This is a genomic window from Priestia sp. TRM10 (genome assembly GCF_057808375.1).
Map to the genome: position 1 here is coordinate 416,452 of NZ_JBJZOT010000002.1, position 15,224 is coordinate 431,675.

Sequence of the window (15,224 nt, forward strand, 5' to 3'; positions counted from 1 at the left end):
GTTTCTAATGATCATTTACGCCTTTCACATCATTTCCTGTATTTGATTTCACTAGAATTTCATCAAAATCCCCTGTTTCCCGTCTTGTAGAAAGTACGGTACCTAGGTAAGAGCCTAAGAACCCAAGTGGAATAGATACAATTCCTGGAGAGGTTAAGGGAAATAAAGGTTCTCCAACAAATAGAGCAGCTCCTTTTATTGGACTCCATATACTTGGGCTTAATGAAACAAAAAGAAGTGTGCCTATCAATCCAACAAGAATTCCGGTGAGTGCACCAGTTATATTGAAGCGCTTCCAATATACTGTAAACAAAATAACAGGCAAATTAGAGCTAGCTCCTACTGTTAAAGCAAGCGAAGCTAAAAAAGCCACATTCATATTTTGAACAAATAAAGCTAGGATAATAGAAAGAACGGTAATGACAACAGAAGCAATACGAGCCATCTTCATTTGTTGACCTTGTGTTGCCTTTCCATTTTTTAAAATTTCATTATAAAAATCATGTGAAAAAGCGGTGGCTCCCGTAATAACAATACCTGCCACTACTGCTAATATCGTCGCAAATGCAACAGCCGAGATGATAGCAAATAACGTTTCTCCTCCAAGCATTTCTGCTAATAAAGGAGCTGCCATATTTCCAGCTGAGTTTGCTGCCATAATTGTATCAACTCCTACAAATCTAGCAGCGGCAAATCCTAAGAAGATAACCATAATATAAAAGAGACCTATAATCCAAATAGAATAGACAACAGACTTTCTAGCCACTTTTGCATCTGGAACAGTCAAAAATCTGCTTAATACATGAGGTAAACCAGCTGTTCCAAGAACTAACCCAAGCGTTAGTGAAATAGCATCAAGCCCATTTGTATACTTTGCCCCAGGATTTAAATAGGCTTCTTTAAGTGGTGTGGCCGTTTTCATTTCTTGGAATACACGAATAAAATTAAAGTCAAACTTACTCATGACAAGAATAAAGATAAAAATCGTCCCGCCCAAAAGAAGAAAAGCTTTGATAATTTGCACCCAACTTGTAGCGGTCATACCTCCGAAGAGAACAAAGGTAAGCATAACAATCCCGACGATAATGACAGAAAGTTCATAGTTGATATCTAATAAAAGTTTAAACAACGCTCCAGCCGCTACTAGCTGAGCTAACATATAGAAGATAGATATAGTCAGTGCATTAAAAGCGGTGACTGCTCTTATTTTTTTAGAGCGAAAGCGCTCTGCAATCATGTCAGCTAGTGTATACTTTCCTAAATTGCGCAGCGGTTCTGCAACAAGCAACAATACAACAAGATAAGAAACAAGAGCTCCGTACATCAGAAAAAGGCCGTCATAACCAAAAAGAGCAATGGCTCCAATTAAACCTAGAAAAGAAGAAGCAGACATAAAGTCTCCTGCAATGGCAAAACCATTTTGCCACCCTTTTAATCCCCCTCCAGCTGTATAAAAAGAACGAGCATCTTTCGTCTTTCGAGCTGTGTAAAAGGTAATTAAGAGCGTGATGAAAACAACTAAGAGAAAAAGTGCGATAACTTTACTGTCCATCTCGCCCCATCTCCTTCTCTTCGGTTTCTAGCACATCTTTTGCGATTTGGTCGAATTCGGCTGCTTTCTTCATATATAAATGACAAACTCCCCATGTCATGAAAAACTGGGCAAAGGCAAAAGCCCAGCCCCATGAGAAAGGATCAATGAGCGGTTTTGTTAGAATATCAGAGTAAAAAGCTAATACTGGAAGTAGTAACGAGAATACTAAGAAAAAGAGGGTAGTGAACAACGTAAATCTCTTTTTAGATTTTATTAATTTTTGAAAAGGAGATGAAACTACCATTCTTTTATAATTAAGCGAAACAGGGGTTTCAGCTGTTTCTTTCTTCAATTCCATCTTAACTTCCTCCCTTAATCTACTTTCCATTTTCATCAACTAGTCTTGATTAAAAATAACGAGCTTTAATTCCAGCATTTCTTCCATTGCATATTTTATTCCTTCTCTTCCCGTACCGCTTTCTTTCACTCCTCCGTAAGGCATATGGTCCACACGAAATGTAGGGATATCATTAATAAGAACGCCCCCAACATGAAGGTTATCAGCCATCTTTAAAGCTGTATGAATGTTCTCTGTATAAACCCCAGCCTGTAAACCGTATTTAGAGTGGTTGACTTCTCCTGCTGCTTCTTCCATTGAAGCTACCTTATTGATCACAACAATTGGTGCAAAGACTTCTTCACAAGAAACTTTTAAAGATGATTTGGCATTTAAAATAATCGTTGGGAGTAAGGCATTTCCTTTAGTTTTCCCCCCAAATCTGATTTCTGCACCTTGTTCCTTAGCCTCTTTTAACCAGGTTAATGTACGTTTTATATCCCTCTTAGAAATAAGGGCTGAGACATCTGTTTCTTCATCTAAGGGATTTCCAACCTTTAACTTTTCTGTTTCTTTTACGAATTCTTCAACAAACTCTTCATAAATGTTCTCATGAACGTAGATGCGTTGAAGCGAAATACAAACTTGTCCTTGAAAAGAAAAGGCACCTTTGACACAACGAGAGACCGCTTTTTTAATTGGGATCCCTTGATCAATAATAACGGCCGAATTTGAACCTAGTTCAAGCGTCACACGCTTTAGGCCTGCCTTATTGCGGATACCAAGTCCAACGCTAGGACTTCCTGTAAAAGTTAGAGCAGCAATCCGCTGATCCTCTACTAATTGATCACCAACTGTTTTACCGCTACCTGTTATAATGTTTAGAGCGCCTGCTGGGAGACCTGCTTCATGAAACAAATCTGCTAAGAAATAGGAGGAAAGAGGAGTCTGTGATGCAGGCTTGAGCACAACCGTATTTCCAGTAGCAATTGCGGGTCCTACCTTATGAGCTACTAAGTTCATCGGAAAGTTAAAAGGGGTAATAGCTCCAATAATGCCGATAGGCTTCTTTACCGTATAGGCAGTTCGATTCTGTCCTCCTGGAGCTGCGTCAAGGGGTAGGGTTTCCCCGTAAATCCGTTTTGCTTCCTCAGCTGCAAATTTATACGTATGGATGGTTCTCTTTACTTCTTCCCGTGCTGCCGTAATCGGTTTTGCTGCTTCATTTGCAATAATTGTTGCCGCTTCTTCTTGGCGTTCTTTAAGCAACTGAACGAATTTTTCTAGAATATCTGCTCGTTCATATGCTGGCATTGCCGCCATTTTCTCTCTTGCACGATGGGCAGCTTCTATTGCCATCTCAATTTCCTTTTCGCTTGCTACAGGAATTTCAGCAATTACTTCATCAGAATAAGGAGATGTTAAAAGCCTATATTCCTCTGCTTTTTGCCAGACTCCGTTAATATATAAATCTCTTTTTAGTTTAGTTTGCGTTGCCACGTCTAAGCCCCTTTCTTAAGGTTGTTTTGGATTAAATAACAAGCTCATCCCTTTGTATATATTCGTTCATATCATTCCATTTGTTTGGCTCTCCTTTTATAAAATCAAGCCAACTTATGGTTACGGATTTAAAATTCTCTTTGCCATCACATTTTTTCATTTGAATTAATAAAGAAGCTCCGTTTTTGTTTATAAACATTTGATGGCAGACTCCTTCATAAGATGAACCATTAACTTCTACTTTCAATTTATATACCCCTGGCTTAGGCAGTCTGTACTCTCTATCAATATGAATTTCCATGAAAATGTTATTTTGTCCAACATGAGAATAGTAGATAGGTGTTCCTTGAACTTGGTAAGGACGCCCAAGGTAGCTTGGTATATCGCTCACATGTCCGTGTGCAAGCAACCCTCTAATAGCTGTTGAACTAATTTTTTCATAGTGATGCTTCACTTTTGAAATCACGGTCACCTCAAATTCACCTTCGCCATGCTCTGCCATTGTTTCCATATTTCCTTTTCCTTTAGCTCCATAGCAGTAATCAAATCCTGCTACAACATGCTTACATTTAAAATTACATATATATTGCTCTACAAATTCTTTAGGAGAGAGAGCAGAAAAGTCTGGAGTAAACTCGACAATAAATAACTTCTCCACTCCTAATTCTTTAAAACCTTCTTCTTTTGCTTTTAGTGGCGTTAAATATTTCATTGGCTTCTTTTCTGGAAACAAAATGTCTTTTGGATGGGGGAAAAAGGTCATAACGCCAAATTTCAATCTCTTTTGCTTTGCTATCTGTTTGGCCTTCTCTAAAATGGCTCGGTGACCGACATGTATCCCGTCAAAGAAACCAAGTGCTAACACACAAGATTCCCGATTATAAACCGTTGATTTTTCCATTGGGTAGCGAAGATGAATGGTTTCCATTCTGCTCTCTCTCCTTTTTAAGTTAGCTGTAGGGTCGCTAGTCTACTATACTTCCCTTCATAAAAAGCAAGTGGTTTTCCATCACGCAAGATAACATCCTCAACTTCTCCGATAAATAGTGTATGATCGCCTGCTACTTGGCTTCCATATACCGTACAAATAATGTTTGCTAAAGACTCTTTTATAACCGAATTTCCATTTCTCTTCTCAAAGGAAACGTTCTCTTTATCACTTGATTGGCCTGCGAACAACATGGACACTTCCTGCTGTTCTTCAGATAGAATGTTCACGGAAAAACGCCCTGACGTTTTAATTTTGGAGAGCATTTTTGCTTTTTCATCTATCGAAATCAAAATGAGAGGTGGGTTAAGCGAAACAGACATAAAGGCATTTGCTGTCATCCCATGAACTTCTCCATCTATATCGGTTGTAATAACTGTAACGCCTGTAGCAAATTTCCCCATCGCATTTCGAAATGTACGATTATCCATTACAAATCCTCCCTCTTAGATCACAAACTCTGGTTTTCGTTGTGCTAGGTTTGGTTGTTTTGTTGAGATTTCTTCATTTGTTTCAATATCTAGAAAAGGTGACGTTTCATTAAACCAGCTATCTGGTGCTTTTGCTCCCCAGAATGTTTGGCGTCTAGGATCATTTAAATCCCAACGCACAGGTTCAAAGTCGTTATCGCTTGTCAAATAGTCTCCATTGTAGAGTTCAATACGATAGCCGTCTGGGTCTCTTAAGTAAAGGAAGAATGCATTGGATAAACCATGACGTGCTGGTCCTCTTTCGATATTTTCTGCATATCCTAGTGAAGCAAGAACATCACAACAATGAATCAAAGCTAGCGGATCTGGAAGCCAATAAGCAAAGTGATGAAGTCTTGGACCTTCTCCATTCATAAATGCCTGATCGTGCACAGTTTGCTTACGATGTAACCAAGCCGCCCAAATGCGATTTTCTTCTGTTGTTGTGTATTCTGAACAAGCAAAGCCCAGTTCGTTTATGAAGAAATCATACGCTTTCTCAACATCTGGAACGGCGCAGTTTACATGATCAATACGCTGTATACGAGCACCACTGTATAAATCATAGCGCTGGATTAATCGTTCCGCTTTTTCAATTTCGCAAAAGAATTCAAGTGGAATTCCTGAAACATCATGCACATGTAATGCTCTTCCAAGGGCATGTTGTTTCCCTTTTTCTACCCATTTTGTTTTTAAACCTTTTGATTTAAAGAGCTCTTCAATACGCTCTAAATCTTCCTCTTTCTCGACCTTATATCCAAGTGCTTGTACCCCTAGCTTTTCAGATTTCTTCAACACTAAACTGTGATGAGTATGTTCTTCAAGCCCTCTCAAATATACACAATCATCTTTCATTTCTGTTTCAATCATCCCTAGAGCTTTCACATAGAAATCTTTAGAACGATTTAAATCTTTCACGTTAAGTACAGTTCTTGCAATTCGAATAATATTAAAGTTCATCTCCTTCATCCCCCTCTTCCCCTTATTTACTTTCCACAACTTCTTCTGAGCGATTTAGAAATTCTTTTACACGATCTACATACTCTTGCTTGTCATATCCGTTATAAAGGGCACTTGCCATTCGAACGGGATCACCAAAGAAGAAACGCTCGTAAAGTGTTTGACGTGAACCAAATGCGCTTATACATATATCCCATGCAAGACGATACAATTTCACTCGGTTGTAAGCGTCTCCATTTGCGGATTGAAGATATTTATCAAGATCTGAGCGAATAGGGGAATGAAAATCTGCTTCATTCGGAATGGCCATTAAACCGCTCGCTCCCATTAACTGCATAATTTCAGTAAAGCGAGGATACAATTTTGGGAAATAGTGACGCGCGACATTTAAAGGTGCAAACTCTGGTGTCATTGTGCCCCATTGATCCATTTTGGCATTAGCTTCTGAAGCTGTTACATATGATTTCATTGTCTCGAGTCCAATAATCACTTCTGAAATTTTTTCTTGAATATGCTGATACTGTCCAATATTGATTGTTTCTGCCATAAGTTGAAGAGTGCCAAGAATAAACTCTGTTTTCGCAATATTTTTAGAGACAACTTGGTGGGTCATATGAACAACAGCATTGCTGGCATTATAAGCTTCATTACACGTTTCTACGTCTCCTAAAGAAAATACGCGATCCCAAGGTACGACTACATCATCAAACACAACAATCGTATCCATTTCTTCAAAACGCGAACCTAATGGATGATCAAAATTTGATTTACCGTAATCAAAAGATTCACGACAAATGAATTTTAACCCAGGTATATTATTAGGAATGGAAAAGGCATAGGCATAGGGATTTTCTTCTTCTGATTGTTTCAATAATGTAGAAGGGAAAACCATAATTTCATCAGTAATTCCACCTTGGGTAGCCAGTAAACGAGCTCCTTTAATTATGACCCCTTCTGACGTTTTTTCTTTAATTCGCGCTGCAATGAACGGATCAGGAAGTTGAGCAGTGTTCACTCCTCTATTCACTTGAGGATTAATTAAAGTATGTGTTAGAGATAAATCATGTTCCCGGCAATATTCAAGGTAATTTTCCATGTTTCTCGCATACATTTCGTCTTGTTTTCCAAACATAGCGGCAGCGGCTCCATAGGCCATCATGCCAACATTAATGTAGTCTGGAGAACGTCCCATCATTCCATTATTGTATCTCGCCCATTCTTGCATCATTTTACGTCGTATTTCTAAATCTTCTTTTGTTTTTGGCTGCATAAACGAAGTTCCAATTCGATTTCCTGTCGTTGGTGAAATATACGTCATATAGTCTTTTTTATCCTGATCATGCTGCATATCATACAGCGCCGCCTGTGTTTTCATCACCCCTTTAAAAGCTGGATGCTCAGATACATTTCCTGTTACTTGTTCTCCATCAATCCATACGTTTGCTTTTGCCTTATCAACACGTTCGATATATTGTTTTCCGGTTTTAGCTGGCATCTCTTTTTCCCCTTTCACTCATCTTTGTTAGTTCCCTTTATCATGTTAATGTTTATCACTTTCCAAATTGAGGGATATGATGATTACCAATAGCTACATGAATAACTTTTGGTTCAGTATAAAATTCAAAAATAGCGTAATGTCCTCCCTCGCGACCAATCCCACTATCTTTCGTTCCTCCAAATGGAATACGAAGATCACGAACATTTTGGGCATTAATCCAAAGCATGCCTGCTTCAACTGCTTGTGCAACTCTGTGCGCTCTTTTAATATCGTTTGTCCATACGTATCCAGCTAGACCGTATCTTGTGTCGTTGGCTAGAGAAACGACTTCTTCCTCTGTTTCGAATTCAATAACAGCCATAACAGGTCCGAAAATCTCATCCTGACATACTTTCATATCATTTGTTGCATTTAATAGAAGGGTTGGTGGAACAAAGTTACCTTCTTTTACTTCTTCTGGTACAGTTCCTTGAACAACTTCACAACCTTCCTCTTTCGCAATCTCAATATAGCGTTTTACTTTATTGAAGTGATTTTTTTCAATTAAAGGTCCAAGTTGTGTAGAAGGATCCATCGGGTCGCCAATTTTAATATTTACTACACGTTCTTTTAAGGCTTTCACAAATTTATCTTTTATATTTTTGTGAAGAAATACGCGTGAATTCGCTGTGCAACGTTCACCGTTAAAAGAAAAGATTCCCCAAACAGCTGCATCAAGTGCCTGCTCAAAGTTTGCATCATCAAATACAATCAGAGGAGACTTACCTCCAAGTTCCATGGATGTTTTCTTTAATGTATCCGCTGAATTTCTTATAATGGTTGAACCTGTTGTCGTTTCTCCTGTAAACGATATAGCTTTTATATCCTGATGAGCAACAAGAGCAGCGCCAGCACTCTCCCCAAATCCATGTACGACGTTAAAAACGCCTTCTGGTAACCCGGCTTTATGAATGATTTTGGCTAACTTATCTGCTGTTAGCGGAGATAACTCTGCAGGTTTTAGAATAACGGTGTTTCCTGTTGCGAGAGCTGGTGCTACTTTCCAAGTTTCGAGCATAAATGGAGCATTCCATGGTGTAATCAGTCCAACAGGTCCAAGCGGTTTATATAATGTATAATTAATAAACTCGTCATCTACCGGGTATGATTCTCCATGTAATTTTGTTTGAACTAAGCGGGCATAGAAGCGAAAATTTTCTGCAGCACGAGCTGTCATTTTCTTTGTTTGACTAATAGGAAGACCTGTGTCCATAGATTCTAAGAAAGCAATCTCTTCAATATCTTCATCAATTAAATCTGCAATTCTATTAATATACTCCATTCGATTTTGGACTTTCATCTTTCCCCATGAACCTTCAAAGGCTTCTTTAGCCGCTGCTACCGCTTTATTTATATCTTCTTCTTGGCCGGATGAAACAGTGTTAATAACTTGATTTGTAAATGGATTTGTATTCTCAAATGTTTCTTTAGAGCTTGTTTCTACGAATTCACCATTAATATAGAGTTTGATACGCTCAACATGTACATCTTTCATTCCTGTCGTAGTAATAGCTGTCTCGTTTCTCATCTTTTCACATCCTTTATATCATTTCATTGTTTCCTTTCAATTCATTTATTTTACTTCGCTGTGACTTTATCAAGTTCAACATAGTGCTGTAGGACTTCGCGAATCTCATCTTGAAGTTCCTGTGTAGGCAAATCCATTGGTAAGCGAAGGATAGGTTTAATACGGCCCATCATCCCTAGCGCTGCTTTTAGTGGAGCTGGGTTCGTATCTTTAAAAAGAACATCATTTAATGGCATTAACTCATAGTGGAGGTTTGCAGCTCGTTCTACATCGCCTTCTTTCCATGCATCATAAACTTCTGCCACTTTTTTAGGTTCAACATTTGCTGTAGCACTGATATAACCAGCTCCGCCAATTGCAAGCATTGGATAGCAAAGTAATTCAATACCTGAGTAAAGAAGAAAATCTCTTCCGCACTCTAATAACACACGGTTAACATGCTCAAAATCTTTGTTTGATTCTTTAACGCCAATAATATTAGGGCAATCTTCATTTAATTTGGCTAGTGTCTTTACTTCCAAATTCACTGAGGTTCTTCCCGGAATGTTGTAGACGATAATCGGAAGGTTCGGTACTGTATCTGCCACTTTTTTAAAATGCTTGTAAAGAGCATGTTGAGATGGTTTGTTGTAATAAGGAACAATAATAAGTACCCCGTCTACTCCCTCAATCTCACTTGCTCTTTTTGTTAAATAAAGCGTTTCTTCATGATTTGTAGATCCTGTTCCAGGTACAAAAGGAACCCGCCCATTAATAGCTTTAGCAGCTCGTTCTATCACTTGAATTCGTTCCTCGATTGTTAAAGAGCTAGGTTCTCCTGTCGTTCCAGTCACAGAAATACCATGGCTTCCACTTTCAATATGCCAATTGATAAGAGATTCTAGCGTCTCAAAATCAACGGAACCATCTTCATTAAATGGAGTAATAATAGGAGCAATTGATCCTCTTAATTTTTGTTTTGATTGTTCGAATTTTGACATCAGTTTTTCTCCTTCTTTCCTGAATTTTTTAAGCAATTACTCTTACACTTATAAAATAACTAAAAATTAAAAATATTTAGAATTTTATATTGGTATCGCTTACAAAAATAATGTATCATAATGTCAGATATATGAAAATTACTTAAAAAATTGGTTTTCTATACGAAAAAAGTATACCGTAACAGGGAGGATAAGCTTATGGACTTAAGACAGCTCCGCTACTTTACTGCTATTGCTGAGGAAAAACAAATCACAAGGGCCGCCAAGAAACTACATATGGCGCAGCCCCCTCTTAGTCATCAGTTAAAATTGCTTGAACAAGAATTAGGTGTTTTACTATTAGAACGTAACGGAAAAGAAATGGAGCTTACAGAAGCCGGAAAAACATTGTATAAACGCGGCAAAGATCTTATTGAAAAACTAGAAGAAATCAATGTAGAAGTTCAAGAAACAGGAGAAGGACTTAGAGGGATATTGGCTTTTGGGACTGTAAAGACCTGCTTTTCTTATTTATCAGAAAGAATCCGTCTATTTAGAGAGCAATATCCTTTAGTAACATATAGAGTCCTTGAAGGAGATTCCTATGAACTTACCAAATACCTGCAAGAAAGAAAGATTGAATTTGCAGTTGTTCGCTTACCGGTAGATATGGAGAATTTTTCTTTTCTGCCTTTACCAACAGAAAATTTTGTAGCCATTGTTCCCGAAGATTTAGAGGTTCATTCATCCATTTCATTAAAAGAGATTGCCAAAATGCCGCTTATGTTATTACACCGTATAGATGGAACAGGGTTATATGAACTTGTAATTGAGGCCTTTATGAAGAACAATTTAAAACCTAATATTGTATGTGAATGTGCAGATGCTGCTATCCTTTTATCCCTTGTAAAATCAGGATCCGGCATTACCTTACTTCCTGAATCAACCTTATCTTCTTTTCCTTTAAACGGGTTGAAAATCATTAAAGTTAACGACTGTGTCATTGAATCAAAAGCAGCTGTGATTTGGCTAAAAGATCGTTACATCTCTAAAAGTGCCAAACGTCTCATTGAAACGTTTAATGTTTAGTGGCAAAGAACCTTAAATCCATCAAAAAGCACTGGGATTACCTATTAGCCCCAGTGCTTTTACCATTGTAACTTTACATTATACTCGAGATAAATTTTCAAACTTCCAAAATGGAGATTGGACCTCTATTACTTGTTGGATAGCTTGCTTTTGGTGAGGTGCTAAAATATTTGTAGGAAGTCCTTTTATTGTTTCATAATACGGATCTTCTTTTACTTTACTTTGTAACCCACTTATCCCTTCTATAATCTTTAGCGTGCAAATTGGCACATATGCTGCACTATATCCTCCTTCATGACATAGAACTAAACGTCCCTCACAAAGGCGCTTGGCTAATTCTTTTATGGCAACAGCCATATCTTTAAAGCCCTCTGCTGTTACCATCATTTGGGCTAGAGGATCAAAGGCGCTTGCATCTTGACCAGCGGCTACAAGGATAATCTCCGGTTTAAATTGTTCTGCTATCGGACTGATAATCTTCTCTATAGCATACAAATATCCCGCATTTCCTGTTCCAGCAGGTAGGGGAATATTAACATTAAAACCTGATCCGCTATCTTCCCCAACATGCTCAGCATAACCTCTATTAGACGGAAAATTATATTCTTGATGAAGGGAGATTGTTAATACGTCTGGATCATTATAAAATGAACTCTCCGTCCCATTCCCATGATGAACATCCCAATCTATAATTAAAACTCTCTTCAAATTATATTCTTTTTTCGCATAATGTGCGGCAATTGCTACATTATTAAAAAGACAAAATCCAATCCCTTTATCCCTTTCAGCGTGGTGTCCTGGTGGTCTTGTGAGAGCATATACATTTTGAACTTCACCTTTCATTACTGCATCAACCCCTGAAATAATGCCTCCAGCAGATAATAGTGCTATCTCATAAGAACCTCTCCCTACAATTGCTAATTCTCCTGCATCCCCTCCCTCAGTACGACTTAAGTATTCTACTCGATCAATATAAGAACGAGCATGATTCCATTCTACTTCTTTCCTCGTAGCGGCACGAGGCTTTAAAACATGCAGTTCTTCTATAAATCTACTTTTCTCTAAAAGATTCTTCACTCTCCGCTTACTTTTCGGGCTTTCCCCGTGTTCATCAGCCTCAATCCATCCACCTGGTGGCAAAAAAAGCGCTCCATTTCCTGTATCATGCCAGAAATAGCTTTCATCACAAATAAAACCTGTTTTTTTCTCCATTCTTATTCCTCCTATATCTCTTAAAGAAGTGGTATACACTCACTTCTCCGTTCGTATTTTTTAACTTTAATTTAGATCTATCATATATAACGTAAGATGAAGTTGTTTTTTCACCCTTTTCCCTCCCTTATTACAAGTAAAGGGAAGCTTAGAAATTCTAGCTTCCCCCTGATGCTGTGTTTATTCAGAAACTCAAATTTGTTCTTCAAATCTTTTAAGCGCTTGATCCATTCTGCTAATGATTTTTTCCACCTGTTCACTCGTAATAATAAGCGGTGGTGCAAGAGCTACTGTGTTTGTCCCTTTCCAATCAAAATAACGTAGCTGTAATCCTAGATCCATACAAATATCTGTGTATTGGGCTGCCGCGTGTTGAGATGGGTCAAATGGAATACCACTCTCAGGGTCTCTAAATAGCTCTAGCCCTGCTAAAAGGCCAAGCCCTCTTACCTTTGTTACATGTTTATGATTTCTTTCTAAATATTGAAGTCCTCTTAATAACTCCTCCCCACGCATTCGACTATTTTCCACAATGTTGTCCCTATCAATCATTTCAATCGTTTTTAATCCGACTGCACAAGCAACAGGATGACCGCTATATGTGAATCCGTGAAACATCATCTCATCAGATTGCACAAACGCTTCCCTAACATGCTCTCTCATAATTACGGCTCCAAGATGAGCATATCCACTTGAAATCCCTTTTGCTACACAAAGAAAATCTGGTACTACGTTCCAATGATCTACACCAAACATTTTTCCAGTACGTCCAAATCCGCAGATTACTTCGTCGGCAATCATTAAGATACCATGTTCATCACAAAGTTTACGTACTGCTTGAATATATCCTTTAGGAGGAAATCTTACTCCTCCTGCTCCTTGAATTGGTTCAATAATCACAGCAGCAATGGTATCTGCTCCCTCTGCTTCTATCGTTCCTCTAATAGAGCGTGTATAGTTTGGATCCGTCTTATCTCCAAGTTCGGCTTCTACTGCATGAGCTGCAGCTTTAAGAAAGTTTGGAGCATTGGAAGTTGTAAACTTTTGAAATCCTTCGATCCCAGTAGCACTTGTAGCGCCTACTGTAACTCCGTGGAATGATTGATCTAGAGAAATAATCTTTGTACGCTCTGGCTGTCCTTTCACTTTCCAATAGAAACGAGCTAACTTAAAAGCTGTATCATTAGATTCTGATCCTCCTGATGTAAAAAAACAAACATTCAAGTCCCCAGGCGCCATTGAAGCCACTTTTTGAGCTAAAAGAATGGCTGGTTCGTTTGATTGTCCACTAAATGAAGAGCTATAAGAAAGTTTTAGCATCTGTTGTTTAGCCGCTTCAGCTAACTCCTCATTTCCATATCCTAAATTTACATTCCAAAGCATAGACACACCATCGATTCGTTCTTTACCTTGTAAATCTTTAAGATATACTCCATGCCCCTCCGAAAAAATAGTAGGGGGACCTGATAGATAATGTGCTTTTGGGGGAGTTGTTGGGTGCAAATAATGTTTCTTATCAATCTCTGCTAATTCGGCATGTGTAAAAGTAGAACCTTTAGATAATTTTTGCATACGTATTCCTCCTAAATTATATTAATCATAAAAAATTTTCTCTATCACTTATAATTTCCGTTAAGTGTTTCTTCCTCTTTATTAGATAAGAATTCTTTAAATTCTTTTGAGGATGAGGAACGAATAATAAGATAAATAAAACCTAGACCTAACCACAAAAGGCCTACTGTTTTTCCAGCTGTCGAAAGGCCCCATAAAATATAGAAACACACGATGGTTCCTAGTGATGGAATGATTAAATATTTCACTACATTTCTTTGCTTATTTTTTATATAGTAATGGTTAATCACACATATATTGACAAAGGCAAAACCTAATAATCCACCAAATGCGACAAGATCTGAGACCAATTGCATATTTAGCGATAGAGCTCCTATGATGCCAGCTATAGACATTAAAAGAATGTTATTAACCGGTGTTTTGTATTTTGGATGGATATACCCAAAAAACTTCTTTGGCATGACATTATCACGCCCCATTCCTAAAAGTAAGCGACTTGAAGCTGATTGACTCGCCAATGCACTCGCTACGCCAGAAGCTATAATCATTGCTGTAATAAAGGTCTGAAGAAATAGACTACCAATAGTATCGAGTATATTGAAAAAGGCTGTATCCGGGTTTTTAATCACTGTATAATGCCCTACTATAATCACAGCTAAATAGGTTACTGAAACATAAAATATAGTTTGAATAACGCATGTGAACATGATAGCTAGCCCAATTTTATTCCCGCCTACATTTGTTTCTTCTGCTAATGTTGTAATCGCATCAAATCCAAGATAAGCAACGATCACGATAGCAGATCCGCTAATAATAGCACCAATAGAGAAATGACTAGGATCATAGATCGCCTCAAACTGAATAAGAGATATGTTTCCTGTTACAATATAATGCCCTGCACTTATAGCAAAAACTAAAACAGCTAAAATCATCAAGAGGACTAATACTGTATTTACTTTAGCAGCAACTTCAATACCAATTATATTTACTACTGTAATAGGAACAGCAAAGATAAGGACCCATGCCCACACCGCAATACTTGGTACAAGAGCATGTGCAAAATTAGAACTAATAAGAAAGGTAAGCATCGGAATTAAAAGATAATCAAGTAGCATTCCCCATCCTGCAATAAAACCTATTTTAGGATGAAGCGCATGCTGTGCATACGTATAAGTAGAACCAGCTACAGGATATGCCTCTACCATCTTTCCAAAACTGTAGGCTGTAAATAACATAGCAACAAATCCAATGATATAAGAAAGCACTGAATGCCCTTCGGAAACGACTGTTATAATTCCAAATAAGGACATCGCTGCTACTGGAGCCATGAACCCTAGCCCGAAGATTACTAAATCTCTTAACTTTAGTGTTCGCTTAAGTTCAATTTTATTTGGACGAAAGGCTATGTCATGTACTGATTTCTCTGTCTCCAATCTTCTCCCCCTTTCCAAATAGCCAATAAAAAAATCGAGTTCTCACTACATCTCTTTTTCTAACAATATAAAACTTCCGTCATTCTTTCCTAATAGAGTTAGGGG

General features: G+C 38.0%; 13 protein-coding genes. 1 reads left to right on the forward strand and 12 read right to left on the reverse strand.

Features of this window, described 5'->3' with window-relative positions:
* Window positions 1-4: 4 nt before the first annotated feature.
* Genes ACK3CR_RS02120 through hpaI form a run of 9 tightly spaced genes read right to left on the reverse strand, consistent with a single transcriptional unit; the run spans window position 5 to window position 9,834 of the window.
* Complete coding sequence (locus ACK3CR_RS02120; protein WP_488974663.1) at window positions 5-1,552, reverse strand: solute symporter family protein; 1,548 nt, start codon at window positions 1,550-1,552, stop codon at window positions 5-7.
* Window positions 1,542-1,892 carry a DUF485 domain-containing protein gene (locus tag ACK3CR_RS02125; RefSeq protein ID WP_430238510.1) on the reverse strand — a complete coding sequence of 117 codons (351 nt, stop codon included), beginning with the start codon at window positions 1,890-1,892 and terminating at the stop codon, window positions 1,542-1,544. Before ACK3CR_RS02125 ends, ACK3CR_RS02120 begins: the two co-directional genes overlap by 11 nt.
* Before the next feature lie 39 nt (window positions 1,893-1,931).
* Window positions 1,932-3,371, reverse strand: coding sequence for an aldehyde dehydrogenase family protein (locus ACK3CR_RS02130; protein WP_328123675.1), 1,440 nt, complete (start codon window positions 3,369-3,371; stop codon window positions 1,932-1,934).
* Window positions 3,372-3,402: 31 nt separating this feature from the next.
* Entirely contained in the window at window positions 3,403-4,299 is an 897-nt protein-coding gene (locus ACK3CR_RS02135) for a cytidyltransferase (protein ID WP_488974664.1), read from the reverse strand.
* A 17-nt stretch (window positions 4,300-4,316) separates the two neighbouring features.
* The gene (locus ACK3CR_RS02140) at window positions 4,317-4,790 is read right to left on the reverse strand and encodes a flavin reductase family protein (RefSeq protein WP_243509364.1); all 474 of its coding nucleotides are present in this window, start codon (window positions 4,788-4,790) and stop codon (window positions 4,317-4,319) included.
* 15 nt (window positions 4,791-4,805) lie between these two features.
* Complete coding sequence (gene hpaD, locus ACK3CR_RS02145) at window positions 4,806-5,789, reverse strand: 3,4-dihydroxyphenylacetate 2,3-dioxygenase (RefSeq protein WP_243509361.1); 984 nt, start codon at window positions 5,787-5,789, stop codon at window positions 4,806-4,808.
* 22 nt (window positions 5,790-5,811) lie between these two features.
* Window positions 5,812-7,284 carry a 4-hydroxyphenylacetate 3-monooxygenase, oxygenase component gene (gene hpaB / locus ACK3CR_RS02150; protein ID WP_488974665.1) on the reverse strand — a complete coding sequence of 491 codons (1,473 nt, stop codon included), beginning with the start codon at window positions 7,282-7,284 and terminating at the stop codon, window positions 5,812-5,814.
* Between the two features lie 55 nt (window positions 7,285-7,339).
* Entirely contained in the window at window positions 7,340-8,854 is a 1,515-nt protein-coding gene (gene hpaE, locus ACK3CR_RS02155; protein ID WP_243509355.1) for a 5-carboxymethyl-2-hydroxymuconate semialdehyde dehydrogenase, read from the reverse strand.
* Window positions 8,855-8,904: 50 nt separating this feature from the next.
* Window positions 8,905-9,834, reverse strand: coding sequence for a 2,4-dihydroxyhept-2-ene-1,7-dioic acid aldolase (gene hpaI, locus ACK3CR_RS02160; RefSeq protein ID WP_488974666.1), 930 nt, complete (start codon window positions 9,832-9,834; stop codon window positions 8,905-8,907).
* Window positions 9,835-10,032: 198 nt separating this feature from the next.
* Between hpaI and ACK3CR_RS02165 the strand changes: the two genes are divergently transcribed.
* Window positions 10,033-10,902 (forward strand): LysR family transcriptional regulator, encoded by an 870-nt coding sequence (locus tag ACK3CR_RS02165; RefSeq protein ID WP_328123676.1) that lies wholly within the window; start codon window positions 10,033-10,035, stop codon window positions 10,900-10,902.
* Between the two features lie 78 nt (window positions 10,903-10,980).
* Here ACK3CR_RS02165 and ACK3CR_RS02170 read toward each other — a convergent pair whose 3' ends face one another.
* The 3 genes from ACK3CR_RS02170 to ACK3CR_RS02180 all read right to left on the reverse strand — a co-directional run bounded on the left by ACK3CR_RS02170 (window position 10,981) and on the right by ACK3CR_RS02180 (window position 15,119).
* Window positions 10,981-12,114 (reverse strand): class II histone deacetylase, encoded by a 1,134-nt coding sequence (locus ACK3CR_RS02170; RefSeq protein WP_488974667.1) that lies wholly within the window; start codon window positions 12,112-12,114, stop codon window positions 10,981-10,983.
* 192 nt (window positions 12,115-12,306) lie between these two features.
* Entirely contained in the window at window positions 12,307-13,686 is a 1,380-nt protein-coding gene (locus ACK3CR_RS02175; protein ID WP_243509343.1) for an aminotransferase family protein, read from the reverse strand.
* 44 nt (window positions 13,687-13,730) lie between these two features.
* A complete protein-coding gene (locus tag ACK3CR_RS02180; RefSeq protein WP_488974668.1) occupies window positions 13,731-15,119 on the reverse strand; it encodes an APC family permease in 1,389 nt (462 codons plus the stop codon).
* Window positions 15,120-15,224: the final 105 nt, after the last annotated feature.